Genomic DNA, 26,508 nt, shown 5'->3' on the forward strand with positions numbered 1-26,508 from the left:
CCCACCCTACGAAACTGTAGTCCCGGCTACTTCCCCGCCGTGTTCTCGCCAATGCTGGCCCTGGTCGCCAGCGCGCATTCGCCGAGAATCGTGAGAAAACGCTGCACCGTGTCCTGCCCGACCACGAACGGATTCGGCTCGCCGGCCTTGCGCTCCTTGAGCGCCGCCATTTTCGGCACCGCATTGTCGAAGGCGACATGGTTGGAGAGGAAGATGTCGGCATTCTCTGTCTTCATGACGCCGCGATATTTCACCGTCGTGTCGGAATAGAGCTGCAGCCGGTCGGGCAGCGGCCCGAAATTATAGGCGGTGCCGCCCCAGGCCACCGCACGATGCGCCTCGCCGCGGTCGTGTACCGTGAACACGGTGGCGAGCGTACCGAGCGTATGGCCGGGAATCACGTAGAGCTTGATCGTGGTGTCGCCGAGCGTGATGGTCTCGCCGTCATTGACCGCCATGTCGCGCTTCGGTGGGGCGCTGAACAGCGGATTGCGCTTGGTGCCGAACAGGGGATCGCGCTGCGCCGTCTCCTCGGCCTGCCAGTCGATCTCGCTCATCACGATGCGCGGGCCGAATTTCTCCTTCAGATAGCCGGCGCCGCCGTCATGGTCGCCATGGGCGTGGCTGACGATGACGTATTTGATGTCGGCCGGATTGAGTCCGAGCTTGCGCAGGCCGCCGGCGATGTAGTTTTCGGCCTCGTCGGAATTGTCCATGGAATCGATGATGATGATCCCAGCCGAGGTCTTCAGCGCCCACGCCGTCGACCATTTTGCGCCAAGGAAATACAGCTCGTCCATCACCTGCATCGGCGCGAGCGGCGGCTCATTCACCGCCGCCTTGTACATGTCCATGAAGCTCGGCCCCGGCGTCGGGGTCGCCGTCTTGCACAGGCCGAGCGGCCCGAGCAGGTCGGATTTCGCCGCCGCCGTCGCATTCGCGATGTGCTGCGCGACCGCGGCCGGATCGGCCTTCTGGGCGTGGGCGGAGGACAGGCTCAGCGCAATTGCAGCGACTGCGGTGGTCAGATGATTCATGGCGGCCTCGCGTTTCCCCACGTTCTTGTCGTTGTCGACAGCATGAACGTGTGGACGCCCGGGTCAAGCCCGGGCATCACGAGACTGCTATTCGCTCACGCGTTGCCGCGGTCCTCGCGGAACAAATCGAGCTTCTGCTGCACCGGACGGTCCGAGAACGAGAACAGCACCGCATCGGCATCCGCCTCATGCGTCACCCAGTGCCAGCTCGGCACCACGAACAGATCGCGCGGGCCCCACTCGAAAGTCTGGTCGCCGATCCGCGTGCGGCCCTTGCCCTCGATCGCTGCGAACACCGTGGCGTCCGTTGCGCGATAGCGCGCAGTTTTAAAACCCTTCGGCAGCAGCTGGATGAAGGTGCCGATGGTCGGCATCGCGAAATCGCCGGTCTCCGGATTGGTGTATTTGAGCTTCAGCCCGTGGCAGGCGTCCCATTCGTCGCGGACCTTGGCGCGCTCCAGCGCCTCGCGGGTGTGGGCGTAGGGATAGTTGAAGATCGGCGACGTCTTCGAGGTCCGCTTCAGGTCGACTGGCAGCAGATTGTGGCCGTAGCGGGCAAAGCTGTCGCCCGCGGGCTTGGTGATCTTCTGCTGGTCTTCATGCGCGCCTTCCGCGAATGAGCAGTCGAAGAATTTCACGATGGGGATGTCGAGCCCGTCGAGCCAGAACATCGGCTGGTCGGTCTCGTTGGTGTGGTCGTGCCAGGTCATCGCCGGCGTGATCACGAAGTCGCCGGGCTCCATCGCGGTGCGCTCGCCGTCGACCGAGGTGTAGGCGCCCTTGCCCTCGAGCACGAAGCGTAGCGCCGACTGGCTGTGGCGATGCGCGGGCGCGACGTCGCCGGGCACCACCATCTGCACGCCGGCGAACAGCGAGGTCGTGATCTTGGATTGGCCGCGCAGGCCGGGATTCTCCAGCACCAGCACGCGCCGTTCGGCCTCCTTGGCCGTGATCAGCTTGCCGGCCTCGTTCATGTAGTCGCGGATCTGGTCGAATTTCCACAGATGCGGCTGGCAGGCGCTCTTCGGCTCCGGCGTGATCAAATCGCCGAGCACGTTCCACAGCGCCGAGAGATTCTGGCCGTCAATTTTCTTGTAGAACGCCTCGCGTTCCGGGGTCTTCTGCACGGCTTCCATGGGCTAAAACCCTCCCGTCTTTCGTTCTCTGGATTGATTGACAGCATACTGACAATCTGGGTACCGTCAACGGCAAGCCAGACGAGAATAATGCAGGGAGGTTCCGATGAAGCTGCATGGCTATTTCCGCAGCAGCGCGTCCTACCGGGTCCGGATCGCGCTCAAGCTGAAGGCCCTCACGACCGAGCATCTGCCGCATCACCTTCGCAAGGGCGAACAATGCGCCCCTAGCTATCTTGTCATCAATCCGCAGGGCCTGGTGCCGACGCTGGAGAATGACGCCGGCGCGATCCTCACCCAGTCGCTCGCGATCATCGAATGGCTGGACGAGGTCCATCCCAATCCGCCGCTGCTGCCGAAGGATCCGCTGCGTCGCGCCAAGGTGCGGGCGTTTGCGCAGGCCATCGCCTGCGACACCCATCCGGTGCAGAACCTGAAAGTGCTGGCGCGGTTGCGCAAACTGGGCCTGCCCGAAGAGCAGGTGACGGAATGGGCGGCCTGGGCCAATCGCGAAGGGCTGTCGGCCTGTGAGACGCTGATTGCCGAAGAAGCCGGGCCGTTCTGCTTCGGCGACACGCCGACACTCGCCGATCTCTGCCTGGTGCCGCAGCTCGCCAATGCGCGCCGGTTCGGCGTCGACCTCGCGGCCTATCCGCGGCTGCTCAAGGCCGAAGCCGCCGCCATGCAGCTCAAGGCGTTCGCCGACGCTGCGCCGGACAAGCAGCCCGATGCCGAATAGCAAGTCCGCTTCCGTTACGATGGACGCGGTCTATACCGCGCCCGGCTATCTGTTCCGCCGCATGCAGCAGATCGCGGTTGCGCTGTTCATCGAGGAGTGCAAGGCGTTCGACCTGACGCCGGTGCAATACGCCGCGCTGATCGCGATCTCGACCCATCCCGGCATCGACGCGACGCGGCTCTCGGCCGTGATCGCGTTCGACCGCTCGACGCTCGGCAACGTCATCGAGCGGCTCGAGGCCAAGGACTTCATCGACCGCAAGCCGTCGCCCGAGGACAAGCGCGTGAAGCTGCTCTATCTCACCAAGGCCGGCGCGGCGATCCTGCGCGACATCATGCCGTCGGTCGAGCAGGCCCAGGCGCGGATGCTGCAGCCGCTGAAGCCGGCCGACCGCAAGACGTTGCTGGCACTGCTGACGCAGCTGGTCGATCTCAACAACGAAGCGTCGCGCGTGCCGCTGCGGGCCGAGGATGCACTGGAGCATTTGGGGAAGTCGGGGTGATCTTGGAGCCGCTTGCTCCGCTTGACCCTCTCCCCCTGTGGGAGAGGGTCGCTTCGCGCAGCGAAGCGGGGTGAGGGGTATCGCTCCCCTCGGCGCAATCTCGCAAGCGGAGCGATACCCCTCATCCGGCGCTTCGCGCCACCTTCTCCCACAAGGGGAGAAGGAAGAAAGTGCATCACATCCGCATCACGGCCTGCCGATCGATCTTGCCCGTCCCCGTCTTCGGCAGTTCGTCGATGAACAGCACCTCGCGCGGATATTTGTGCGGCAAGAGCTTTGCCTTCACATAATCCTGCAGCCGCCGCGTCGCATCACCGGAGTCGAAGCCGGCCTTGTTCATCACCACCACCGCCTTCAGTGTCATGCGGCGGTCGGGCAGCTCTGCGGCATACACCGCGCATTCGCGCACATCCGGATGATCGGCGAGGCAGAGCTCGACCTCGAGCGGATAGACCCACTGGCCGGAGATCTTGATCAAATCGTCGGCGCGGCCGCGGAAGAAATGGAAGCCGTCGCTGTCGCGGATGAAGCGGTCGCCGGTGTAGATCCAGCCGCCCTCGCGGACGGTCTCCGCGGTCTTGTCGGGCCGGTTCCAGTACAGCGGCGTGTTGGAATCGCCGCGGACCCACAAGATGCCTTCCTCGTTGTCGCCGACCTCGCGGCCATCCTTGTCGCGCAGCAGGATTTCGTAGCCGGGCACGCGCAGGCCGGCAGCGCCGAGCTTCGTCTGCCCGGGCCGGTTGGAGAGATAAATATGTAGCGCCTCGGTCGAGCCGAGGCCTTCGATGATCTCGAGCCCCGTCAGGGTTTTCCAGCCGTTGAAGACTTCCGCAGACAGCACCTCGGCCGCCGACAGCGCCATGCGCAGCGAGGAGAAGTCGGCCTTGTCGGCGCCCTCGGCCTTGGTCAGCGAGGTGTAGAGCGTCGGCAGGCCGAAAAACACCGTCGGCTTGTACTGCCCGATCGCCGCAAAGATCGTCGCCGGCTTCGGCTGTCCCGGCAGCAGCAAGGTCGCGGCGCCGATCGAGAACGGGAAGGTGATGGCATTGCCGAAGCCGTAGGCGAAGAAGATTTTGGGTACCGAGAAGCAGATGTCATCGGGCGTCAGCTTCAGCACGTTGCGGGAGAAGGCGAGCTCGGAATAGGCCATGTCGTGCTGCAGATGCACGATGCCCTTGGGACGGCCGGTCGAGCCGGAGGAGTACATCCAGAACGCCATCTCGTTGCGATGCGTGTCGGCTTCCGCGAGCTCAGTGGCAAAGCCCTGCAGCCAGTCCTGTGCGATCAGCGTCGTCGGCACTGCGTGCTCGCCCGCCGTGCCATTGACGACGATCAACGTCTTCAGCGGAGTATCCTTGCAGGCCTCGGCATTGAACCGCGCGCAGAATTCGGCATCAGCCACCGCGACTGCGGCGCTGGCGTCCGACAAATAGAACTGCAGGAGATCCGGCGGCGTCAGCGTGTTGATCAGCAGCGGCACATAGCCCGCGCGCACCGCGCCGAAGAACGCGGCGGGATAGGCCGGCGTGTCGTCGAGGAACAGCAGCACGCGATCGCCGCGCTTCAGGCCGAGCGATTGGAAACCGTGGCCCCAGCGCGCCGCTTCCGCACAGAGCTCGCGATAGCTGCGATTGCCCCCGGGGCCGGTCAGTGCCAGGCGGTCGGCGTTGCCGTTGCCGAGATTGTCGAACAGGATACGGCCAGCGTTGTAGCGCTCGGGGATCGCAAAGCCGATCTCGCGCGTGCCGGCGCACTCATGCGGGACCTGATCCGTGATCGCGGTCATGACTGGCTCCTCGACGCTTCATAGCTGTTCATGAAGACCGGCGACATCGCGCGCAGCCGTGCGTCGTCGATCCGGCCGGAACGGGTGATGTAGCTGTAGGCAAAATCCATCAGGCCGACCTTCATGTGCTCGGGGAAGGTCTCGTACCAGTCGGCGCTGGTGCGTGCGGCGGTGACGAGCTTCTTCACGATCGGCTTGCGCTCGGCCTCGTAGCGGGCGAGCGCGGCCGCAACGTCGGCTTCCGCCTCCAGCGCCTTGGTCAGCGCGATCGCGTCCTCGATGGCGAGCCGCGTGCCGGAGCCGATGGAAAAATGCGCCGAGTGCAGCGCGTCGCCGATCAGCACCATGTTGCCATGCGACCAGCGCTCGTTCCAGATCCAGGGGAAATTGCGCCACACCGATTTGTTCGACACCAACGGATGGCCGTCGAGCGTGTCGGCGAACACCTGTTCGCAGATCGCCTGCGATTCCTCGATGCTCTTGTCGGCAAAGCCGTAGGCGTCCCAGGTGGCGGCGTCGCATTCGACCAGGAAGGTGCTCATCTCCTTTGAATAACGGTAGTGATGGGCGTTGAAGGAGCCGCGATCGGTCTTCACGAACGTTTGCGACAGCGTCGCAAACGTCTTGCTGGTGCCGTACCAGGCGAATTTGTTGGTGGAATGGGTGACGGAGGCACCGAACTCGGCCTCGAAGCTGCGGCGCACCAGCGAGTTCAGCCCGTCGGCGGCGACGATCAAATCGTAGCCTTTGAGCTCGTCGACCGACTGGATGACGGTGTCGAAGCGCGGTGTGATGCCGACGCTGCGGACGCGCTGCTGCAAGATGGTCAGCAGCGCCAGCCGCCCGATCGAGGAGAAGCCGACGCCGTCGATCTCGACGCTCTCGCCGCGCAGATTGAGCGTGATGTTCTTCCAGCTCTCCATCTGCGGCGCAATGGCGTCCACGGTCTCGGGATCGTCGGCGCGCAGAAACTCCAGCGCCTGCTCGGAGAACACCACGCCAAAGCCCCAGGTGGCGCCGGCGGCGTTCTGTTCGAACAGGTCGATCTCGGCGTCGGGATGACGCCTCTTCCAGAGATAGGCGAAGTAGAGCCCGCCAGGCCCTCCGCCGATCACGGCGATGCGCAACGTCTGCCTCCCAGATTGACAGTGTACTTACAAATTAGGGCCAGACTAATCTCCCTCCGGCCGGAACGCCAGAGGGAAAATGCGTGTTAGCCGGACCGGCAACAGGTCACGGCAGGCAGGCTCACCTCTCTCCGTAAGCGCAGGGCAATCGCATATGGGATCGGTGTGATGTGGGCAGCGGCGCTCGGCTCCCTCTCCCGCCTGCGGGGGAGGGCGGGGTGGGGGTGTCTCCGCATTGGGAATCCCACCGTGGAGGCACCCCCACCCGCCACGCATCTTCGATGCGCGTCGGCCTCCCCCGCAAGCGGGAGAGGCGGGCGCAGGCGGCTGCCGCTCGAACCTGGCTCAGTAGCAGCGGCGGACCTTCACTCCGCCGACCCAGACCCAGCGGCAGCCGGCGACGACCGGCTTGCGGACGACGACGGCGCCGCGATAGCCGGCGCAACCGGCGCGATAGACGCCGCGCGCGCAGACCACGGCATTGGCGTCGGACGCTTCAAAAGTCATCGTCGCGGCAAAGGACAGCAGGGCCGCGGCGAGCAGCAGACATGAACGCATGTGGGTCTCTCCCGGTCTTTGTTCTGGACGTCGGACAATCAGCCAAGGTGCTGCGCATGCGTCCGCCGCTAAAGGCGGCGAACCAAATCTCGCGATCGAACAGGCTGCGGAAGAGGCCGCTATTGCTTCTTCTCCGCGGCGGCCAGCACCTTCTTGCAGGCCGGCGACAGCTTGTCGCTCTCCTTGGCGAGACAGGCGATGATGCGCCCGCCTCCCGGCGTCACGCTTTTGCAATACTTCTCATAGTCGCCCATGCAGGCATTGCGCTGCTCGTTGGTCAGCTCCTGGGCGAAGGCAATCGTGGACGCGCCGAGAAGCGCGGCCGTCAGGACAATACGCAACATCTCTCATTCCTCCCGTGTGGTGCGCTGGTCGGTTCGTTCACCGCGCCGCGAACGGCGCCAGCACGTCCTTGCAGGCCGGCGACAGCGAGCCGGCGTTGGTGGCCAGGCACTGCACGATGCGTCCGCCGCCGGGCGCCACGCCGCCGCAGAGCGAGCGGACGTCGGCGCCGCAGGCCGAGCGCAGCACGAACAGCTCTTCGCGCGGCCGCAGCGGGCGCAGCACGATCACGGTCGGCGCAGCGGCGGGGGCTGCCGCAGGCGCCGCGGCCGGAGCCGTTGCAGCCGCACCGCCGGCTGCGGGAGCCGCGCCACCGCCGCTCGCCGCCGCGACCGCCTTCCCGCAGGCCGGCGAGAGCTTTGCCTTGTTCTTCTCCAGGCATTCCAGCGCCGGCGCGCCGCCGGTCGGCACGCCCGCGCACACCTTCGGATAGTCGGAGCGGCAGGCGCTGCGGATCGCCGAGACCTGCGCGCTGCTGGGTTGTTTTGCCGCAGGGGCGGCCGCGGCCTTCGGCGCAGCGGTTTCGGTGGCGGGCTTGGCTGCAGCCGCTGGCGCGGCGTCAGGCTTTGCGGTCGCGGGCGCTGTGTCGGCTTTCGGCGCCGCAGGCGCCTCGACGGCGCGCACCGCGCTGGCGCAGCTGGGCGCCAGGCTCGCCATGTTCTTCTGCAGACATTGCAGCGACGCCTCGCCGCCGGGTGGAACGCTGGAGCAATGCGCGATGTAGTCGTTGCGACATTGCGACTTGATGGCATCGCGTTGCGCTTGGGTCGGCGCCTGCGACAGGGCCGGCGTCGCGGTCGCAATGACGGCTGCCGCGAGCAACGCCGAGAATGTTGCCGCACGTGTCAACGTGATCATTTGAGCTAATCCTTTTGTTGTCGCCGGAAGCCGCCGCTCCAACCCGATGCTTGCTGACGGTGTTTTGGTTTGCTGACGATGTCTTGTCTAAAAAAGTTTTGTCGTAACAACCTTGGCGGGCGCATCATTTTCGCTTTCGGGTTCCACTGCAAGCAGATTGTTGCTATTCATGGCGAACGACGACCTTCTCGCTGCGATCGCCGTTTTCGAAAGCATTTTGACTCGGGGCCGTGACATGAGGCATGCGCGCACGTCGACAGATTCCAGGTCGGCAAAATCCATGCTGAACAATTTTGTGCGGCTGCGAAAAACCAAACCTGCGCGTCTTGTGTTTGTCGCATTCGCGTTTGCGACTTTAAGTGCCTGCGAACAAAATAGTTTTGTGCCGCCGCCGCCGCCAAAGGTGGATGTTGCGCTGCCGGTGCAGCGCTCGATCACGCGTTATCTGGATGCCACCGGGAATACCGCGCCGATCAAGAGCGTCGATCTCGTCGCGCGCGTGCAGGGCTTTCTGCAATCGATCAACTATCAGGATGGTACCTTCGTGAAGGAAGGCACCACGCTGTTCACGATCGAGCCGGAGAGCTATAAGCTGAAGCTGGAGCAGTCGCAGGCCGCCGAAGCCGGCGCGCAGGCGACGGTGAAGCAGGCCGACCAGGACCTGAAGCGGCAAACCGATCTGGTGCAGCGGCAGGCGGTCTCGCAGGCGACGCTCGATACCTCGACCGCGACGCGCGACAACGCGCAGGCCGGCCTGCAGCAGGCCCAGGTCAACACCAAGATCGCGGCGATGAATTACGGCTACACCAACGTGACCGCGCCGTTCGACGGCATCGTCACCAATCACCTCGTCTCGGTCGGCGAGCTGGTCGGCGCCGCCTCGCCGACGCAGCTTGCGACCATCGTCCAGCTCAACCCGATCTACGTGAATTTCAACGTCAATGAGCAGGACGTGCAGCGGGTCCGCGACGAGGCGCGCCGGCGCGGCATGACCGCCGATGATTTGAAGCAACTGCCGGTCGAGGTCGGGCTGCAGACCGAGACCGGCTATCCGCACAAGGGCCACCTCGACTACGCCTCGCCGACCATGAACCAGTCCACGGGAACGCTCGCGGTGCGCGGCGTGATCCCCAATCCGGACCGCGTGCTGCTGCCCGGCTTCTATGTCCGCGTTCGCGTGCCCTTCGAGAAGCGGGACAACACGCTGCTGGTGCCCGACGTCGCGCTCGGCAGCGACCAGGCCGGTCGGTACGTGCTGGTGGTCAACAGCGAGAACGTGGTCGAGCAGCGCAAGGTGACCACGGGGCCGCTCGAGGGCGATCTGCGCGTGATCGAAACCGGCCTGAAGCCGGACGATCGCATCGTGACCGCCGGATTGCTGCGCGCGATCCCCGGCCAGAAGGTCGATCCACAGCTGCAAAAGAGCGAAGCGGCGCCGGCACCGACCAAGTAAGGGGATACGCCATGATCTCCAAATTCTTCATCGAGCGCCCGGTCCTCTCCAACGTCATCGCGATCCTGATGGTGCTGATCGGCGGCGTCGCGCTGTACAATCTGGCGGTCGCGCAATATCCCGACGTGGTGCCGCCGACCGTGCAGGTGACGACGCGCTATCCCGGCGCCTCCGCCAAGACCGTGGTCGACACCGTCGCGCTGCCGATCGAGCAGCAGGTCAACGGCGTCGAGGACATGCTGTACATGCAGTCCTACAGCGGCGCCGACGGCACCTACACGCTGACCGTGACCTTCAAGATCGGCGTCGACCTGAATTTCGCGCAGGTGCTGGTGCAGAACCGCGTCTCCTCGGCGCTGTCGCAGCTGCCGAGCGCCGTGCAGAACCAGGGCGTAACGGTCCAGAAGAAGTCGACGTCGATCCTGTTGTTCGTGACGTTGACCTCGCCGAACAGGACCTATGACAGCCTGTTCCTGTCGAATTACGCCACCATCAACATCCGCGATGAGCTGTCGCGCCTGCCGGGCGTCGGCAATGTCACCGTGTTCGGCGCCGGGCAGTATTCGATGCGGATCTGGCTCGATCCATACAAGCTGCAGGCCCGCGGGCTGATGCCGTCGGACGTGATCCAGGCGATCCAGCAGCAGAGCCAGCAGGTCACCGCGGGCCAGGTCGGCGCGCCGCCGACGCCGGCGGGGCAGGCCTTCCAGTACACGCTCAACGTCAACGGCCGGCTCGACGATACCAGCCAGTTCGAGGACATCATCGTCAAGTCGGGCAATGCAGGCGACGTCACGCGGGTGCGCGACGTCGGCTGGGTCGAGCTCGGCGCACAGACCTACAGCCAGATCTTCTCGCTCAACAACAAGCCTGCCACCGGCATCGGCGTGTTCCAGTCGCCCGGCGCCAACGCGCTGCAGGTCGAGAAGGCCGTCGAGCAGAAGATGGCGGAGCTGGCAAAGCAGTTCCCGCAGGACATCAAATACGACACGCCGTTCGACACCACCAAGTTCGTCAATGCGTCGATCGAGGAGGTCTACAAGACCCTGATCGAGGCCGGCCTGCTGGTGCTGGTCGTGATCCTGGTGTTCCTGCAGGACTGGCGCGCGATGCTGGTGCCGGCAACCACGGTGCCGGTCACGATTATCGGCGCATTCGCGGCGATGGCCGCGCTCGGCTTCACCATCAACCTGTCGACGCTGTTTGCCATCGTGCTGGCGATCGGCATCGTGGTCGACGACGCCATCGTGGTGGTCGAGGGCGCGGCGCACAATATCGAGCGCGGCATGAGCGGGCATGATGCGGCGATCAAGGCGATGGACGAATTGTTCGCGCCGATCGTCGGCATCACGCTGGTCTTGATCTCGGTGTTCCTGCCGGCCGCCTTCCTGCCGGGCCTGACGGGGCGGATGTATGCGCAGTTCGCGCTGGTCATCGCCGCGACCGCGCTGCTCAGCGCCGTCAACGCCGCGACCCTGAAGCCGACGCAGTGCGCGGTGTGGCTGCGACGTCCGGTGCCGCCTGAGCAGCGCAACTTCTTCTATCGCGGCTTCAACGCGGTCTATGACCGGGTCGAGCGCGGCTATGCGGGGATCATCGGCGGCATCGCCGGTCATGCCAAGACGTCGGTCGTGATCGCGCTGCTGCTGATCGCCCTCGCCGGCTACGGCCTGTCGCGGGTGCCGACCGGCTTCATCCCAATCGAGGACCAGGGCTATCTGCTGGCCGCCGTGCAACTGCCCGACGGCGCCGCGATCGACCGCACCCAGAACGTGCTGCAGCAGGTCACCGAGATCGCCGGCAAGACGCCCGGCGTCGAGCAGGTGGTCTCGATCGCCGGCATCTCCGCTCTCGACAATTCGTCGAGCCTGGCCAATGCCGGTGTCGCCTATCTCATTTTGAAGGACTGGAGCGCGCGCGGTCCGGGCGAGGATCTGCGCTCGCTGGTGTTTGGTCTCAACGACAAGCTCGCGGTGATTCCGGAGGCGCGGATCCTGGTGATCCCGCCGCCGCCCATTCAAGGCATCGGCAACGCCGCGGGCTTTGCCATGCAGGTCGAGCTGCGCGACGGCAACGCCGATTACAGCAAGCTGCAGGCGGTGACCGGCGCGATCGTCAGCAATGCGCAGAGCCAGAGCGCGCTGCAGCGGGTGCAGTCGTCATTCCGCTCGATGGTGCCGCAGTTCAATGTCGAGGTCGACCGCATCAAGACCCAGACGCTGCATGTCACGACCGACCAGATCTTCTCGACGCTGTCGTCCTATGTTGGCGCGAGCTTCGTCAACCAGTTCACCAAGTTCGGCCGCACCTTCCAGGTCTACACCCAGGCCGACGCAAAATATCGCCTGAGCCTGCGCGACATCGAGAACCTGATGGTCCGCAACAGCAATGGCGACATGATCCCGCTCGGCACGGTGGCCAAGATCACGCCAACCGTCGGCCCGTCGCTGATCTCGCTGTACAACCTCTATCCGTCGGCGACCGTGATCGGCCTGCCGGCGCAGGGCTACAGCTCCGGCCAGTCGATGCAGCTGATGGAGGAGATCGCCGCCAAGACGCTGCCATCAGGCACCGGCTATGAGTGGACCGCGATGTCGTACCAGGAGAAGGCGGTCGGCGGGCAGATCTACTACGTGTTCGGCCTCGCGCTGCTCCTGGTCTATCTCGTGCTCGCCGGACAGTATGAGAGCTGGTACGCGCCGATCTCGGTGCTGCTGGCGGTGCCGCTATCGCTGATCGGCCCAACGCTGGTGCTGACGGGCCTGCGGATCGACAACAACCTCTACACCCAGATCGGCATCATCCTGCTGGTGGCGCTGTCCGCCAAGAACGCGATCCTGATCGTCGAGGTCGCGCTCGAGCGTCACATCCGCGACGGCCGCACGGTGCTGGAGTCCGCGATCGACGCCGCCCGCGCCCGATTCCGCCCGATCCTGATGACGTCGTTCGCCTTCATCCTCGGCGTCCTGCCGCTGGTGCTCGCCACCGGCGCCGGCGCCAGCGCCCGCAAGTCGATCGGCATCACCGTATTTTCAGGCATGATCGCCTCGACCTGCCTCGCCGTGCTGTTCGTGCCGGCGTTCTTCGTCGTGGTGCAGACGTTCGAGAACTGGCGCAAGGCGAAGAAGGGCAAGGCGGCGGGGCCCGCCGCGTCGCAGGCGACGGGGGCGGTGCACTAAGCCCCTCTCCCGGCACAAGGGTCGGTAGAAGTGAAGAGGCTGGCACCGAGGCGGGGTACCTTTTCGCCTCTCCCCGCTTGCGGGGAGAGGCCGGATCGCATGCAGCGGAGCGAAATGCGATCCGGGTGAGGGGGAGCCTCCGCGAGTCTGTTTCTCGCTGTTAGCGCGCAATGCAACTCGCAATGACGGTCGCGAGTTGGAGAAGCCGTCTTTGCGGCCACCGTTTGCCATGCCCCTCACCCGGATCGCATCTGGCGATGCGATCCGACCTCTCCCCGCACAAGGGCGGGGAGAGGTGAAGCGGCTACATCTTCACCATCCGCTTGCCCCGGTTCTCGCCGGCGAGCAGCCCGATCAGCGCTTTCGGCGTGTTCTCCAGCCCGTCGATCACGTCCTCCTGCACCTTCAATTTTCCGGAGGCGACCCAGGACTGCAGCTCGGCGAGCGCGGCGTCGCGCTGGTCCATGTAGTCCATCACGATGAAGCCCTGCATGATGAGCCGCTTCACCACGATCAGGCCGGGCACGCCGCGCGGGCCATGGGCGGAGGGCACGCCGTCATATTGCGAGATCGCGCCGCAGCAGGCGATGCGGCCGCGATTGTTCATCAGCGCGATGCAGGCTTCCAGGATGTCGCCGCCGACGTTGTCGAAATAGACGTCGATGCCCTTGGGCGCGGCGGCGCGCAGCGCCTTGAAGGTGGCGCCGTCCTTGTAGTCGACCGCGGCGTCGAAGCCGAGCTCCGATGTCAGCCAATCGCACTTGTCTCTGCCGCCGGCGATGCCGACCACGCGGCACCCCTTGATTTTCGCAATCTGGCCGACGATCGAGCCGACCGATCCGGCCGCAGCCGAGACCACCACGGTCTCGCCCTCCCTGGGCTTGCCGACATGGAGCAGGCCGAAATAGGCGGTGAGGCCCGCGACGCCGTAGACGCTGAGCAGGTGCGTCATCGGCTCGAGCTTCGGCATCCTGGAGAGATGCTTGGCGGGAACCGCGGCGTAATCCTGCCAGCCGGTGTCGCCGAACACGAGGTCGCCCGGCTTCAGGCCGTCCGCCTTCGATGACACCACCTCGGCAATGCTGCCGCCGGCCATCACCGTGTTGGCTTCCACCGCAGCGCGATAGGTCGCGCCGTGCATCCAGGCGCGGTTGGCGGCATCGAGCGAGATGTAGCGCGTCCGCAGCAGCGCCTCGCCGTCCTTCGGCTCGGGGATCGCGCCATTGGTCAGGCGGAAATGTTCGGGGCCGAGCTTGCCGGTCGGCTTCTCCACCAGCAGGATCTGGCGATTGACGGTGTCGTTCATGGTCGTCTCCCCAAGGTTCTTGGTCTGCGAGTCTTGATCAATCCCCGTGCAATGTGACCGCGCGGCGAGCGGCCGATTGCACAGATTGTGCGCTGCACGAACGCTAGTCGTGATGCCGGAAATCCACAACCGAAACATTTCGACAAGACGCAAGCGAAGCGTGAAGCGTGTTGCATAGGTGCGTAAATCTGCCACACTTGCCGCGGTCGGGAACTTACGGGGGTAAGAAATGTCAAACAGGTTTACGCAGTACATCCTGCTCGCGATGGTGCTCGGCATCGTGATGGGGACGATCGTCTTCAACTACATGCCGGACCAGCGGGCCGAGATCGCATCGTCCGTAAACCTGATCGCCATGCTGTTCCTGCGCCTGATCAAGATGATCATCGCGCCGCTGGTGTTCGCGACCCTCGTCGGCGGCATCGCTCATATGGGCTCTGGCGCACGGCTCGGCCGCATCTTCGCCAAGACCATGGGCTGGTTCGTGTCGGCCTCCTTCATCTCGCTGCTGCTTGGCCTGATCATGGTCAATCTGCTGCAGCCCGGCGCCAACTTCCCCGGGACGCTGCCGGACAAGGGCCAGTCGACCGGCCTGCCGGTGTCGGCGTTCTCGTTTGAGAAATTCCTGACCCACCTGATCCCGACCTCGATCGCGGACGCGATGGCGCAGAACGAGATCCTGCAGATCGTCGTCTTCGCCGTGTTCTTCGCCGTCGCGCTCGGCGCCATGCCGGAGCGGGCCAAGCCGATCATGGGCCTGATCGACGATCTCGCCCACATCATGCTGAAGGTCACCGGCTATGTGATGCTGTTTGCGCCGCTCGCGGTCTGGGCCGCGATCATGGCGACCGTCTCCAAGAACGGCCTCGGCGTGCTCTGGAAGCTGATCGTGTTCATGGGCGGCTTCTATCTGGCGCTGATGATCCTGTGGGCCATCCTGGTCATCGTCGGCTTCATCGCCATCGGGCCACGCTACAGTCATCTGTTGCGGCTGATCCGCGAGCCGCTGATGATCGCGTTCTCGACCGCGTCGTCGGAGGCCGCCTATCCGAAGACGCTGGAGGGGCTGAACAAGTTCGGCGCCTCCTCGCGCATCTCGGCCTTCGTGCTGCCGCTCGGTTACTCCTTCAACCTCGACGGCACGATGATGTACTGCACCTTCGCCAGCGTCTTCATCGCGCAGACCTACCACATCGACATGTCGCTCGGCACGCAGCTCGCAATGCTGGCGACGTTGATGATCACCTCGAAGGGCGTCGCCGGCGTGCCGCGCGCGTCGCTGGTCGTGATCGCCTCGACGCTGTCGCAGTTCGGCATCCCTGAGGCGGGCCTGTTGATGATCATGGGCATCGACACCTTCCTCGACATGGGCCGCAGCGCCACCAACGTGATCGGCAACTCGCTGGCCACCGCCGTGGTCGCCAAGTGGGAAGGCGAGTTGAAGGCCGAGCATGAGCTAGGGCCCGATGACGCGGTGCCGGCCGATGCGGTGCCTGGTGATGCCGTGCCGGCCAGCCATTGATGGGAGGGATGCATGCATCACGCCCGATGGAGGTCGATCCGGGCTAGTGGTCTGGCGTTGGCAGCAGCCTGTCTGCTGTCAGCTCCGGCCCTGGCCCAGACGGCCGGCGAGGGGCTGAGCCCCACGCTCGCCAATATCAAATCGAGCCACACCGTGCGGCTCGGCTATCGTGAGAGCTCGCCGCCGTTCTCCTTCCTCGATCATTCCAACCGGCCGATCGGCTACAGCCTCGAGCTGTGCGAGGCGATCGTCGACGAGATCGGGGTCGAGGTCGACGACGCCAATCTCAAGGTCGAGTACGTCAAGGTCACCTCCGACGACCGCATTCCCGCGGTCGTCGACAAGAAGATCGACCTTGAATGCGGATCGACCACGGCGAATGCCGAGCGCGCCAAGCAGGTGGCGTTCTCGCCGCTGATGTTCGTGGCCGGTACCAAGCTGATGGTGCCGAAGGCATCCGGCGTCACGCAGGTGGCCGACCTCAAGGGCAAGACGGTGGTGGTGACGAAAGGCACCACCAACGAGCAGGCGATGCACAATGTCGACAAGAAGCAGTCGCTCGGCCTCAACATCGTGACCTCGCCGGACCATGAGCAGTCCTACCAGATGCTGGTCGACGGCAAGGCGGACGCGTTCGCGACCGACGACATCCTGCTCTACGGCCTGATCGCACGGCACAAGTCGCAGGCCATGTTCCGCGTCACCGGCGATTACCTGTCCTACGATCCCTACGGCATCATGTATCGCAAGGGCGAGCCGCAGATGAAGGAGGTGGTCGAGCGCACCTTCCGCAAGCTCGGCTCCGGCCGCGACCTGATCCCGCTCTACAACAAGTGGTTCGTCGCTCGGCTGCCGACCGGCGAAAAGCTCAACGTCGCAATCTCGCCGCAGCTGGAGGAGGCGTTCATCGCGCTCGACGACACCGCGACGAAGTGAGACGCGGGTTGGGGGCATAAGAACGCGTCGCCGAACAGGAGACGCAACCGGAGCTCAAGGACGCCACCGTCCTTGAGCTCGCGCATGATCAGAAGAAGCGCAGCGCCTTGGGATCGCCGCCCCTGTATGCCACCGCAAATTCGGCGGCCAGGAACAGGCCTCCGATCACGACCACGGCGCGGGACTCGCGCCGCGCGATCTCGATCGTCTTGCGCATGGCGTCGGCGACGTCGCCCTGAAACAGGATCGCAGCCTTTGGATTCTCCTGGAGGATACTCTCTGCAATCACTTGCGGATCAGAGCCCTTGTGATAGGCGCGTGCGCACACGAATTTGTCGAAGCGTCGCGCAATCAACCGAATGATCTTGGACACATCCTTGTCCCGGGACACGCCGACGACGGCAATCCAGTCGCGTGACGGATAGAGCTGGTCAAGAGACTGAATCGTCTGCGTGATGCCATCAGGGGTGTGGCCGACGTCGATGACGATGTGGGGATCGTCCGAGATGGTCTCCAGCCGCCCGGGCCAATGGGCGGCGAGCAGGCCATCCCGCACGGCATTGATGAATTCAGCCTCGATCAGGCGGCCCTGATTCAACAGCCACTGGTGAACCAGGGCTGCGGCGACGACCGCATTGTTGATCTGAAACGAGCCCAGCAGCCGTGTCGAGACGCCAAATCTCAATTTGCCGATGCCGAGGTCGAAGGTTTGGGCGCGAGGGGAATAGCGGATGTCATGGCTGAGCAATTCCCTTCCGACGAACCGCGTGCTCACGCCTCGGTTGGCAACGTAGGACTCGATCACATCGTGCAGGGGCAGACAGTTCTGCCCGTAAATGACCGTGCCGCCGGACGCGCAGGCGTCGGTCTTGTCGAGCGCGATGAGCTCGAGCGAGTTGCCCAGCAACTCGGTGTGCTCGAGATCGACCGACACCACCGCGGTGACCTTGCTCCCGACGGTTCGCACCGGATCGTAGCGTCCGCCAATGCCGGCTTCGAAGATCATGAGATCGCAGGCCTGTTCCATGAAGAGGAGGCAGGCGACGGCGAATTGCGCTTCAAACGCGCCAAATCCCTGCTCACGGTCGGATTTGATCGCGGCGGACACCCTTTCGATGGCGTTGGCCAGCCTGTCCTGGTCGACCGGAATCCCATTCAAGCGAAAGCGCTCGGAAAACGCGAAGAGGTGAGGGGACGTGAAGAGGCCCGTGGTCAATCCATGGGACCTTGCGATGAACTCGCAAAACACCGACGTGCTGCCCTTGCCATTCGAGCCCGTCACGACGATCGAGCGCGCAGCCAGGCGCGCGCGGTCGATGCCCAGCGCCGTGAGCAGCCGGTCGACGCGCGCGAGACAAATCCCCTTGCCGAACTTTGGCAGCTCAATCATCGATCAGGCCCAGGAAAGCAAAGGTGCCGCGCCAGATCTTCTCCAGCAGATCGGTGCGGGAGATGTCTTCGAGAAACCGCACCGACGGGTTGGAGTTCAGCTCGATGACCCGGTAGTCCGATCGCCCCTCGCTTTCCGTTGCAAAGAGGTCGACGCCGGCCAGTCGCAGACCGAGCGCCCGGGTTGCCTTGATCGCAAGCGAGAATGCGGCGTTGCGATCCCGGGGATCAACCAGCGTCATCGTCCCGCCCGCGCTCAGATTGGCACGACCGGGCAGCGCGATCGTCTCTCCCTTTGCCGGCACCTTCTCCAGGCTCAGGCCAGGCGGCAGCCATCGGGCCTTGGCGGCGATCGACGTGCCTTTCCCTGCGAGCAGGTCGTCCATCCGTCCCAGCAACTCCGCGACCGTGCTGACGCCGTCGCCGCGCAACTGCGGAACGGTCTTCCGCGTGCAATACACCACGGCATCGTCCTGGACGAAGACTCGATACTCGGTGCCATCGGCAATTTCCTGGATGATGATCGCGTCGTGATAGCGTTGAACGTCCTCGATGTAGCTCTGCAGGGCAGCCGGGCTGTCGATTCTCTGCGCAAAGTCGCCACGCGAGCCCGTCAGCGGCTTCACGAAGCACTGGCCGCCCAACCGCTTCAAATAGTCCAGCGCATCGAGACGTTCATGGCCGGGCGTTCGCAGCGAGCGGAAGCGGTCATGCAGAAAAAAGTACTCGCCGCCCAGATTCGGGATCTGCAGTTCGCTCAGGATGCGGTTGGCAAAATACTTGTCGGTGGCGAGGTAGGCGCTGGTTGAATCGTTCTGCGGATAGGCGGGACACTTTCCGGCACCGAAGAAAGCGGTGCGGGTCGCGTTCGACACCGAAAAGACCAGGCCGGTCCCGCCGTCATGATCGCGAAACGTGAGGTTGCAGCGCTCGGCGGCGAACTGCGCATAGATGGCGTTGTCCGGATAGGAGGCGGGACGGCCGCTTCTCAGCGCCTTCAATCGATCCATTTTCTCAACCGGCCTTGAGCGATGCGGAGCAAATTTAGCCCACATCACGTGCAGCATCCACACCCGAGCCGGGACCGCGATTTCTGCAGGCCAGACAATCTTTTTTGATGGTTTCCAGCAGGATTTCCCGGCTGATCCGGACTGCTGAAGGATTTTCCCTTTGGCTCGCGCTCCGTAGCAATTAATTGCCGCAGCGACGGCGATCTCAGCAAGTAAATTGCGCAGCGTTCAGTCATTAACGATGTCTGCATCGAACCTTTTTACGCAATTAATCGACTGCCATTCCGAGATCGCAATTGTGCGCCAAACGATCTTGACTATCTCATGCATCAGCGCGATGGACACGCCGAGATCTTCAATGATCTCAGGCACTTTCGCGCGGTCGCGAGCCGTCTAAAAATCAAATCGTTCTAAATCCGGTCACATCGAGAAAACGAAAACACATGAGCGCGTTCTATCGAGAGAAGGTTCTTTCCGTTCAGCACTGGACCGATACGCTTTTCAGCTTCCGAGCCACCCGCGATTCCGGTTTCCGCTTCCAGAATGGCCAGTTCGCCATGATCGGCCTCGAGGTCGAGGGCCGGCCGCTGCTGCGCGCCTATTCGATGGCGAGCGCCAATCACGAGGAAGAGCTCGAGTTCTTCTCGATCAAGGTGCAGGACGGCCCGCTCACCTCCAAGCTGCAGAAGATCAAGGAAGGCGACACCATCCTGGTCGGCCGCAAGGCCACCGGCACGCTGATCACCGACAATCTGATCCCCGGCAAGCGGCTGCTGCTGCTGTCGACCGGCACCGGGCTGGCGCCGTTCGCGAGCCTGATCAAGGACCCCGACGTCTATGACCGCTACGACCAGATCGTGCTGGTGCATGGCTGCCGCCAGGTCTCCGAGCTTGCCTATGGCGAGGAGCTGGTCGCCAAGCTGCGCGACGACGAGCTGTTCGGCCCGCTGCTGTCGGAGAAGCTCTCGTATTATCCGACCGTGACGCGCGAGCCGTTCCGCAACCGCGGCCGCATCACCGACCTGATCACCTCGAACCAGCTGTTCACCGATCTGCATCAGGGCCCGCTCGACATCGAGACCGACCGCATCATGATGTGCGGCAGCCCAGGCATGCTGGACGAGCTGAAGCAGATGTTCGAAGCCCGCGGCCTCAAGGAAGGCTCTGGCAATACGCCCGGTCACTTCGTGATCGAGAAGGCGTTCGTGGAGCGGTGAGTCTCCTGTCCCGGACGCGGTGCAGCGTGCAACGCTGCTCCGCAGAGCCGGGACCCATTCTTTCCGACAACGTGGACCCCGGATCAGCAGCGCACCGCTACGCGCTGCGCAGCATCCGGGGAACGTTGCGGTTAGCGCGGTAGCGCCACACAATACCCCACTGCTATAAACCTCCCAACGCCGCGCATTGACGCTGGCGACGAGGGAGCGCGCATTGTCCATCACCGATCCGGCTGCCCCGAAGACCGCCTTCGTCTTTGCCGGCGGCGGCAGTTTTGGTGCGATCCAGGTCGGGATGCTGCAGTCGCTGGCGGCGCACGGCATCACGGCCGACATGGTGGTCGGCTCCAGCGTCGGCGCGCTGAACGGCGCGTTCTATGCCGGAGACCCGACGGTTGCCGGCGCCGACCGGCTGGCCGAGATCTGGCGCGGCCTGAGGCGGCACGACGTGTTTCCGATGACCTGGAAGACGATGGCGAGCTTCCTGTGGCGGCGCGACTTCCTGATCCCGCATGACGGCGTGCGGAAACTGATCGACGACCACATCCCCTTCCGCAATCTGGAAGACGCCAGGATGCCGGTGCACATCGTCACGACCGACATCATCAGCGGCGACAGTGTGGTGCTGTCGGAGGGATCGACCGCGGAGGCGATCGTCGCCTCCACCGCGATCCCCGGCGCGTTCTCGCCGGTGCACTACCGCGATCGTTTTCTCGCCGATGGTGCGATCTCCAGCAACACGCCGGTCCGCGTCGCGGTCAAGCACGGCGCCAAGCGCCTGATCGTGCTGCCGACCGGGCATGCCTGCGCCAACCAGGCGCCGCCGGTCGGCGCGCTCGCCAATGCCCTGCACGCGCTGACGCTGCTGATCGCTCGCCAACTCGTCAACGAGTTGGAAAACCTCGATCCCGCCGTGACCCATTTCGTGATCCCGCCGCTGTGCCCGCTGGTCGGCTCGCCCTACGATTTCTCCCGCACCGACGACCACATCAGTCGCGCCCGCCACAGCACCGACGCCTGGCTGGCGCAGGACGGGCTCGAGCCCAACAAGATCCCGCACGAGCTGCAGCCGCACGATCATTAGGTGGCGCAGCGGCCGCTTGCTCGCTTCACCTCTCCCGCTGCACCGCAAAACAGGCGTCCCGCTCCCCATTCACGTCATCGCGAGCAGCTGTCACATCCCTGACCCCCACCGCGTATAAGCGTGTAGCACTGGCTCGCTGAGTTGGATTAGGCTGACATGCCGAGGGAATTTCGGCAGAGGGGCTCGAGGGGTTCGATGGACACGCTGCTGCTTCCGTTCTCGCCACGCTTCATCGTGCTGACGATCTGCGGCGTGGTCACCGCGTTGCTGCTGGGGATCGGGGTCTTCGACCACAATCCGAAGATCTGGGAAGTCGTGCTGATCCCGCTGGTGATCTTCGCCGCGCTGACGCTGCTCGGCATCCGCGATCTCGTGCAGAAGAACCATGCGGTGCTGCGCAACTACCCGATCTCGGCGCATTTGCGCTTCCTGCTCGAGGAAATCCGCCCGGAGATGCGGCAATACTTCTTCGAGAGCGAGAAGGACGGCATGCCGTTCTCGCGCGACACCCGCGCGGTGGTCTATCAGCGCGCCAAGATGGTGCTCGACAAGCGCCCGTTCGGCACCCAGGAGGACGTCTATCGTGAGGGCTATGAGTGGATGCACCATTCGGTGGCGCCGAAGAGCCATGCCGATCCGAGCTTCCGCATCACCATCGGCGGCCCCGACTGCACCAGGCCGTATTCGGCCTCGGTCTTCAACATCTCCGCGATGAGCTTCGGCGCTCTGAGCCCGAATGCGGTGCGCGCGCTCAATGCCGGCGCCAGGAAGGGCGGTTTTGCCCACGACACCGGCGAGGGCGGCGTCAGCCCCTATCACCGCGAGAAGGGCGGCGACATCATCTGGGAGGTCGGCTCCGGCTATTTCGGCTGCCGCAACCGCGACGGCAGCTTCAACCCGGATGAATTCGCCCGCATCTCCGCCGACGACCAGATCAAGATGGTCGAGCTCAAGATCAGCCAGGGCGCCAAGCCCGGCCATGGCGGTGTGCTGCCGGCGGCCAAGGTGTCCGAGGAAATCTCGAAGATCCGCGGCGTCCCGATGGGCGAGGACTGCATCTCGCCGGCCTCCCACAAGGCGTTCTCGACGCCGCTGCAGATGATGGAGTTCGTCGCGAACATGCGAAAGCTGTCCGGCGGCAAGCCGGCCGGCTTCAAGATGTGCATCGGCCATCCCTGGGAATTTCTGGCGATCTGCAAGGCGATGAAGGAAAGCGGGCTCTACCCCGACTTCATCGTGGTCGACGGCAATGAGGGCGGCACCGGCGCCGCGCCGCTGGAATTCATGGACCATCTGGGCATGCCGATGCGCGAGGGCGTCAGCTTCGTGCACAACGCGCTGGTCGGCATCGGCGCGCGCGACCGCATCAAGCTCGGCGCCTCCGGCAAGATCGCGACCGCCTTCGACATGGCGCGCGCGATGGCGATCGGCGCCGACTGGTGCAATTCGGCGCGTGGCTTCATGTTCTCGCTCGGCTGCATCCAGTCGCTGAGCTGTCACACCGACCGCTGCCCGACCGGTGTCACCTCGCAGGACCCGATCCGCAACCGCGCGCTCTACGTGCCCGACAAGATCGAGCGCGTGTACAATTATCACCACAATACGCTGCACGCGCTGGCCGAACTGCTCGCCGCCGCCGGCCTCGAGCATCCGCAGGAGCTGCGCCCGATCCACTTCTCGCAGCGGACCTCGACCACCGAAGTCTGCTCGTTCGCACAGCTCTATCCGGCGCTGCGGCCGGGTGAGTTGCTCGAAGGCACCGAGGATCGCCGCTTCCGCGACGCCTGGGCAATGGCGCGGGCGGATTCGTTCCAGCCGGCGGGATAGGGTGGATATTCGCTGTCGTCCTGGCGAAAGCCAGGACCCGTAACCACAGGATTTGGGAATTGGATTCGCTGTGGCCCGCGCCTGCTAAATCTGCTGACATTAGTGGTAATGGGTCCTGGCGTTCGCCAGGACGACGAAGATCATGCTGATCTGGCTTGCGTCCTACCCTCGATCCGGAAACACCTTCTTCCGCGTGCTGCTGCGGCAGGTCTACGGCATCGCCACCTACGACCTGCACGAGCCGGATGCCGACCGGCCCGAATATGAGCACATCATCGGCAATGCCAGGCTCGATCGGACGATCGCGGACATGCACCGCGACGACCGCCTGCACATCGTGAAGACGCACGATCTGCCGACCGAGGACTATCCCGCGATCTATCTGGTGCGCGACGGCCGCGACGCCGTGGCGTCCTACGCGCACTTTGCGCTCGATCCCAGGCTCGCCGCCGACCGCGGCGCCTATCTCGACCTGCTGCGCAATCTGATCGAGACCACCGGCTCCTATGGCGGCTGGAGCGGCAATGTCCGCGCCTGGATGGCCCGGCACACGCCGACCGTGGTGGTGCGGTTCGACGATCTCATCGCGCATCCGATGGAGGAGCTGCGGCGCGCGATGACTGCAATCGGCATCACGGCGCCGGAGACTGGCGTGACGCAGCTGCCGAGCTTTGCCGAGCTGCAGAAGATCGGGCCGCAATTCTTCCGCAAGGGACGCACCGGTGCATGGCATGAGGACATGCCGGCTGATTTGCACGTGTCGTTCTGGCGCCGCCACGGCGACACCATGCGCGCGCTCGGTTATCGCGACGCCGAGCCGGCGGCCGAGGAATTCGCCGGCGCGCGTTTGGCGGCAGGTGAAACCCTGTCGTTTGCCGCCGGCGGCAACGGTCGTCCCGCGCTCGGCCATGGCTGGGGCGAGCCGGAAGCGTGGGGCGCCTGGTCAATCGACCGTCGTGCCGCGCTACAGCTCGCGGTCGGCCGCGATCAGGCCGCGCCGATCGAGATCGCGCTCTTCTATCGCAGCTTCGTCGAGGGCGCGCGCAAGATTGAGATCGTGTGTCGCGCGGCCGGCGGGACGGTTGCATCCTGGACCTGCAGCGTGGAGAATTGGTGCGGCGTGCAGGGGATCACCATTCCGGCAGATGCCGTCAGCACGGATGGAATCGTCACGCTGGAGTTCGAGATCTCCGATCCGGTCTCGCCCGCACAGCTCGGCCTCAGCCCCGACACACGTCCGCTCGGACTGGGCATCGAAACGATGCGGCGGGTGTGATTTGTGGTGACCTCGTAGCCCGGATGGAGCGAAGCGCAATCCGGGAAGGTCCATCCGCGGATGAAGCGGCCCCGGATTGCGCTGCGCTCCATCCGGGCTACGGGGCCGCCTGCTAAAACTCCCCGTGCAAGCGCCCTGAGAAAATATGCACCGGGCCGCGGTCGGCGTTGTAGGCGGGGTTGGTGACGAACTGATAGTCGGCGGTCAGCGTGAAATACTTGTTCAGGGAATAGGCGTAGTAGGCCTCGAGGATGCGCTCCTGGCGATAGTTCAGCGCGCCGTCGCCGATCAGGACACCGAGCCCGCCGGCGGCGATGAAATCGCGATGGTCCTTCGACAGCGAATTGATCGCGCCGCCGATGCCGATCGTGTCGTCGGGCCGGCCCCATTTGGTGCCTTTGATCGAGGTGCCCATCGACAGCGAGGCATCGATGTCGGTGAAGGCCATGATCTCGGTCTTGCCGTCGTTCCAGCTCCAGCGGCCGAACAGGCCGATGTCGTCGGTCAGCGCCTGCTCGAGGTTGACGACGTAGCCGTATTTGATGCGGCCGGTGCGGGTCAGCGAGATGTCGAGATTGAGCGCGGGATTGTCTAGCGTCTCGCGATAGCTGCCGGAGAAGGCGCTGTTCAGCCAGGCGATGGTGCGCAGCTTGCCGGGCAGCGAGAACAGGGAGTAGCGCGTCTCGAGTTCGAGCACATAGGTGCCGCGCTCGAACACATTGGTGTCGAAGCTGTTGGAATTCGACACCGATTGCATCAGGAAATAGCCGCCGCGCAGCGCCCATTGCTTCTGATTGAGCTCGGCGGTGACGCCATAGCTCAAGCCGACCTTGTCGGCGGAATAGTCGAACGCGCCCGGCGCCCACATCGACCAGTTGATGAAGTCCTTGCGGGTGTCCTTGGCGTAGGCGTTGCCGTCGAACACGTCCATGACCGCGAATTTGCCGGCCTGGATGGTCAACCGGTTGACGTCGACCTTGCCGCCGAGCTGGGTGGGCCCGCTGGCCAATTCCTCCTGCTCGCCGCCGAAGCCGAAGGTCTGGCGCACGAACAGCCGCGAGGTGTTGTAATGCGGATAGGGGAAGTTGGACTTCTGCGCCTCGCCGCTCGAAAAGCCGGCCAGACCGACCGTGTCGTTCAGGCCAAAACCCTGCAGCAGCTCGGGATTGTAATAGACCTCGCCGCCGTCCCAGAGGCGCGCATTGAGGAACAGGCTGCTGCTCCAGGTCGCCTGTGCCTGCGGCGCCGGCGTCAAGCTGTTCGTCCCTGTGTAGGGCGCACGGAACGAGGGGTAGCCCTGCGGCAGATAGGTGGTCTGGCCGTGGATCTCCCAGCGATCGGATTCAGGATTGGCAATCGCCGCCATCGGCGTGACGCCGCTGGCCCCGGTCAGGTCGATCTTGCGGTTCAACCCGAGGCGGACCATCTGCAGATCGGGGTTGGAGGAGTATTGCGTGCCCGACGGCAGGATGACGCCGGCGCGGTCGAAATGGCTGTAGAGATATTCCGCGCGCGCCGTCCAGTTTGGCGCAATGGCGTATTCGAGGCCGGCACCGGCGGCCCAGCCGAAGCGGACATGGATGTCCTTTTCCTCGTCGCCGATTGTGGGCGCATTGACGAAGCGCTGGCCCATATAGGCGAAGCCGCCGGTCGCATAGGCGAGCCACGGCCCGCTCGCATAGCCGATGCGGCCGCGCACGGTGCCCAAGTAGTCCCACTGCTCGTTCGCCAGCGAGCGCGGCGTCGCGATCAGCGACATCACCGAGTTCGAGGTGAGATAGTTCGGGAACGTAATGTCGCTTTCGACGCCGAGCAGCAGGCCGGAATTGGTCCGCCAATTGTAGCCGGCCTGCAGGCCGCCGATCATGCCGCTGAAATTGTTGTTCGTGGTGGTCACCGCGGGATCGATCAGCGTCGCGGTCGACGTGCCGCGGCTATAGCCGGCATGGGCGCCGACATAGAAGCCGGTCCAGTCGTACACGGTTTTCAGATAGGGCGCCTTCACCGGCAGCGCGGCGTCAGCCGCATGCGCCGCTCCGCCAAGGGCAATCGCGCCCAGGGCGACGCCGGCCAGAAGGTGAGATCGGTAAAAACGGCTCATGACGCGATGCTATCAGGCGCGAGGGACAGGGTTTCGCGCGGCATCACGACAGATTTGGCAGCATCCCGCCACCACCGAAATGAAGTCATCATCCGTCGCCCCCGACAAATTCCAGACCCGAGC

Annotated in this window: 22 protein-coding genes; 10 read left to right on the forward strand and 12 right to left on the reverse strand. The window is 64.5% G+C overall.

The features are described 5' to 3' along the window. Nucleotides 1-26 precede the first annotated feature (26 nt). Entirely contained in the window at nt 27-1,037 is a 1,011-nt protein-coding gene (locus JQ604_RS13000) for an MBL fold metallo-hydrolase (protein ID WP_212357804.1), read from the reverse strand. A 95-nt stretch (nt 1,038-1,132) separates the two neighbouring features. Further along, nucleotides 1,133-2,173, reverse strand: coding sequence for a gentisate 1,2-dioxygenase (gtdA, locus tag JQ604_RS13005; RefSeq protein ID WP_212357805.1), 1,041 nt, complete (start codon nt 2,171-2,173; stop codon nt 1,133-1,135). Nucleotides 2,174-2,279: 106 nt separating this feature from the next. Between gtdA and maiA the strand changes: the two genes are divergently transcribed. Next, nucleotides 2,280-2,912, forward strand: coding sequence for a maleylacetoacetate isomerase (gene maiA, locus JQ604_RS13010; protein ID WP_212357806.1), 633 nt, complete (start codon nt 2,280-2,282; stop codon nt 2,910-2,912). Beyond that, a complete protein-coding gene (locus JQ604_RS13015; RefSeq protein ID WP_212357807.1) occupies nt 2,902-3,414 on the forward strand; it encodes a MarR family winged helix-turn-helix transcriptional regulator in 513 nt (170 codons plus the stop codon). The genes maiA and JQ604_RS13015 overlap by 11 nt, the downstream gene beginning before the upstream one ends. 175 nt (nt 3,415-3,589) lie before the next feature. Here the strand turns inward: JQ604_RS13015 and JQ604_RS13020 are convergent, their stop codons facing one another. From JQ604_RS13020 to JQ604_RS42010, 6 genes are all read right to left on the reverse strand, one after another. Beyond that, nucleotides 3,590-5,200, reverse strand: coding sequence for a benzoate-CoA ligase family protein (locus JQ604_RS13020; RefSeq protein WP_212357808.1), 1,611 nt, complete (start codon nt 5,198-5,200; stop codon nt 3,590-3,592). Next, a complete protein-coding gene (locus tag JQ604_RS13025) occupies nt 5,197-6,327 on the reverse strand; it encodes an FAD-dependent monooxygenase (protein ID WP_212357809.1) in 1,131 nt (376 codons plus the stop codon). The genes JQ604_RS13020 and JQ604_RS13025 overlap by 4 nt, the downstream gene beginning before the upstream one ends. Nucleotides 6,328-6,672: 345 nt before the next feature. After that, nucleotides 6,673-6,885, reverse strand: coding sequence for a hypothetical protein (locus JQ604_RS13030; protein WP_212357810.1), 213 nt, complete (start codon nt 6,883-6,885; stop codon nt 6,673-6,675). Nucleotides 6,886-7,004: 119 nt separating this feature from the next. Next, on the reverse strand, nt 7,005-7,229 hold the full coding sequence (locus JQ604_RS13035; RefSeq protein WP_212357811.1) for a cysteine rich repeat-containing protein: 225 nt from the start codon (nt 7,227-7,229) through the stop codon (nt 7,005-7,007). 37 nt (nt 7,230-7,266) lie between these two features. Then, on the reverse strand, nt 7,267-8,085 hold the full coding sequence (locus JQ604_RS13040; protein WP_212357812.1) for a cysteine rich repeat-containing protein: 819 nt from the start codon (nt 8,083-8,085) through the stop codon (nt 7,267-7,269). 87 nt (nt 8,086-8,172) lie between these two features. Then, a complete protein-coding gene (locus JQ604_RS42010) occupies nt 8,173-8,523 on the reverse strand; it encodes a hypothetical protein (protein ID WP_349631100.1) in 351 nt (116 codons plus the stop codon). On the opposite strand from JQ604_RS42010, the gene JQ604_RS13045 reads away from it, so the two are divergent. After that, nucleotides 8,468-9,538: an efflux RND transporter periplasmic adaptor subunit gene (locus JQ604_RS13045; protein ID WP_349631099.1), complete on the forward strand. Its 1,071-nt coding sequence runs from the start codon at nt 8,468-8,470 to the stop codon at nt 9,536-9,538. The two genes, JQ604_RS42010 and JQ604_RS13045, sit on opposite strands and share 56 nt — an antisense overlap. Nucleotides 9,539-9,549: 11 nt before the next feature. After that, entirely contained in the window at nt 9,550-12,717 is a 3,168-nt protein-coding gene (locus JQ604_RS13050; RefSeq protein WP_212357814.1) for an efflux RND transporter permease subunit, read from the forward strand. 304 nt (nt 12,718-13,021) lie between these two features. Here JQ604_RS13050 and JQ604_RS13055 read toward each other — a convergent pair whose 3' ends face one another. Continuing rightward, nucleotides 13,022-14,023, reverse strand: coding sequence for an NADP-dependent oxidoreductase (locus JQ604_RS13055; protein WP_212357815.1), 1,002 nt, complete (start codon nt 14,021-14,023; stop codon nt 13,022-13,024). 229 nt (nt 14,024-14,252) lie between these two features. Here JQ604_RS13055 and JQ604_RS13060 point away from each other — a divergent pair, with 229 nt between their 5' ends. Next, on the forward strand, nt 14,253-15,545 hold the full coding sequence (locus JQ604_RS13060; protein ID WP_212357816.1) for a dicarboxylate/amino acid:cation symporter: 1,293 nt from the start codon (nt 14,253-14,255) through the stop codon (nt 15,543-15,545). Between the two features lie 12 nt (nt 15,546-15,557). Next, nucleotides 15,558-16,481: an amino acid ABC transporter substrate-binding protein gene (locus JQ604_RS13065; RefSeq protein WP_212357817.1), complete on the forward strand. Its 924-nt coding sequence runs from the start codon at nt 15,558-15,560 to the stop codon at nt 16,479-16,481. A gap of 88 nt (nt 16,482-16,569) precedes the next feature. Here JQ604_RS13065 and JQ604_RS13070 read toward each other — a convergent pair whose 3' ends face one another. Both JQ604_RS13070 and JQ604_RS13075 read right to left on the reverse strand, forming a co-directional pair. Continuing rightward, nucleotides 16,570-17,871 (reverse strand): bifunctional folylpolyglutamate synthase/dihydrofolate synthase, encoded by a 1,302-nt coding sequence (locus JQ604_RS13070; RefSeq protein WP_212357818.1) that lies wholly within the window; start codon nt 17,869-17,871, stop codon nt 16,570-16,572. Next, nucleotides 17,864-18,880 (reverse strand): ATP-grasp domain-containing protein, encoded by a 1,017-nt coding sequence (locus JQ604_RS13075; protein ID WP_212357819.1) that lies wholly within the window; start codon nt 18,878-18,880, stop codon nt 17,864-17,866. The genes JQ604_RS13070 and JQ604_RS13075 overlap by 8 nt, the downstream gene beginning before the upstream one ends. Nucleotides 18,881-19,323: 443 nt before the next feature. Here JQ604_RS13075 and JQ604_RS13080 point away from each other — a divergent pair, with 443 nt between their 5' ends. The 4 genes from JQ604_RS13080 (at nt 19,324) to JQ604_RS13095 (ending at nt 24,284) form a co-directional block, all read left to right on the forward strand. Next, nucleotides 19,324-20,097 (forward strand): ferredoxin--NADP reductase, encoded by a 774-nt coding sequence (locus tag JQ604_RS13080; RefSeq protein WP_212357820.1) that lies wholly within the window; start codon nt 19,324-19,326, stop codon nt 20,095-20,097. Nucleotides 20,098-20,311: 214 nt separating this feature from the next. Beyond that, nucleotides 20,312-21,181, forward strand: a complete 870-nt coding sequence (locus tag JQ604_RS13085) for a patatin-like phospholipase family protein (protein ID WP_212357821.1) — start codon at nt 20,312-20,314, stop codon at nt 21,179-21,181. Between the two features lie 195 nt (nt 21,182-21,376). Then, nucleotides 21,377-23,008 carry an FMN-binding glutamate synthase family protein gene (locus tag JQ604_RS13090; protein WP_212357822.1) on the forward strand — a complete coding sequence of 544 codons (1,632 nt, stop codon included), beginning with the start codon at nt 21,377-21,379 and terminating at the stop codon, nt 23,006-23,008. Nucleotides 23,009-23,150: 142 nt separating this feature from the next. Then, nucleotides 23,151-24,284, forward strand: coding sequence for a sulfotransferase domain-containing protein (locus JQ604_RS13095; RefSeq protein WP_212357823.1), 1,134 nt, complete (start codon nt 23,151-23,153; stop codon nt 24,282-24,284). Between the two features lie 112 nt (nt 24,285-24,396). Here JQ604_RS13095 and JQ604_RS13100 read toward each other — a convergent pair whose 3' ends face one another. Beyond that, entirely contained in the window at nt 24,397-26,385 is a 1,989-nt protein-coding gene (locus JQ604_RS13100) for a carbohydrate porin (protein ID WP_212357824.1), read from the reverse strand. Nucleotides 26,386-26,508: the final 123 nt, after the last annotated feature.

Origin of the sequence: Bradyrhizobium jicamae (assembly GCF_018130695.1) — a bacterium.
GTDB classification, from domain to species: domain Bacteria; phylum Pseudomonadota; class Alphaproteobacteria; order Rhizobiales; family Xanthobacteraceae; genus Bradyrhizobium; species Bradyrhizobium jicamae_B.

Bases quoted from the DNA above. Each gene is read 5' to 3' on its own strand.
- JQ604_RS13030 (WP_212357810.1), bottom strand. From the start codon at position 6,885: ATGCGTTCATGTCTGCTGCTCGCCGCGGCCCTGCTGTCCTTTGCCGCG.
- JQ604_RS13035 (WP_212357811.1), bottom strand. From the start codon at position 7,229: ATGTTGCGTATTGTCCTGACGGCCGCGCTTCTCGGCGCGTCCACGATT.
- JQ604_RS13060 (WP_212357816.1), top strand. From the start codon at position 14,253: ATGTCAAACAGGTTTACGCAGTACATCCTGCTCGCGATGGTGCTCGGC.
- JQ604_RS13000 (WP_212357804.1), bottom strand. From the start codon at position 1,037: ATGAATCATCTGACCACCGCAGTCGCTGCAATTGCGCTGAGCCTGTCC.
- JQ604_RS13050 (WP_212357814.1), top strand. From the start codon at position 9,550: ATGATCTCCAAATTCTTCATCGAGCGCCCGGTCCTCTCCAACGTCATC.
- JQ604_RS13100 (WP_212357824.1), bottom strand. From the start codon at position 26,385: ATGAGCCGTTTTTACCGATCTCACCTTCTGGCCGGCGTCGCCCTGGGC.
- JQ604_RS13055 (WP_212357815.1), bottom strand. From the start codon at position 14,023: ATGAACGACACCGTCAATCGCCAGATCCTGCTGGTGGAGAAGCCGACC.
- JQ604_RS13095 (WP_212357823.1), top strand. From the start codon at position 23,151: ATGCTGATCTGGCTTGCGTCCTACCCTCGATCCGGAAACACCTTCTTC.
- JQ604_RS13090 (WP_212357822.1), top strand. From the start codon at position 21,377: ATGGACACGCTGCTGCTTCCGTTCTCGCCACGCTTCATCGTGCTGACG.
- JQ604_RS13040 (WP_212357812.1), bottom strand. From the start codon at position 8,085: ATGATCACGTTGACACGTGCGGCAACATTCTCGGCGTTGCTCGCGGCA.
- gtdA (WP_212357805.1), bottom strand. From the start codon at position 2,173: ATGGAAGCCGTGCAGAAGACCCCGGAACGCGAGGCGTTCTACAAGAAA.
- JQ604_RS13070 (WP_212357818.1), bottom strand. From the start codon at position 17,871: ATGATTGAGCTGCCAAAGTTCGGCAAGGGGATTTGTCTCGCGCGCGTC.
- JQ604_RS13020 (WP_212357808.1), bottom strand. From the start codon at position 5,200: ATGACCGCGATCACGGATCAGGTCCCGCATGAGTGCGCCGGCACGCGC.
- JQ604_RS13075 (WP_212357819.1), bottom strand. From the start codon at position 18,880: ATGGATCGATTGAAGGCGCTGAGAAGCGGCCGTCCCGCCTCCTATCCG.
- JQ604_RS13065 (WP_212357817.1), top strand. From the start codon at position 15,558: ATGCATCACGCCCGATGGAGGTCGATCCGGGCTAGTGGTCTGGCGTTG.
- maiA (WP_212357806.1), top strand. From the start codon at position 2,280: ATGAAGCTGCATGGCTATTTCCGCAGCAGCGCGTCCTACCGGGTCCGG.
- JQ604_RS13080 (WP_212357820.1), top strand. From the start codon at position 19,324: ATGAGCGCGTTCTATCGAGAGAAGGTTCTTTCCGTTCAGCACTGGACC.
- JQ604_RS13015 (WP_212357807.1), top strand. From the start codon at position 2,902: ATGCCGAATAGCAAGTCCGCTTCCGTTACGATGGACGCGGTCTATACC.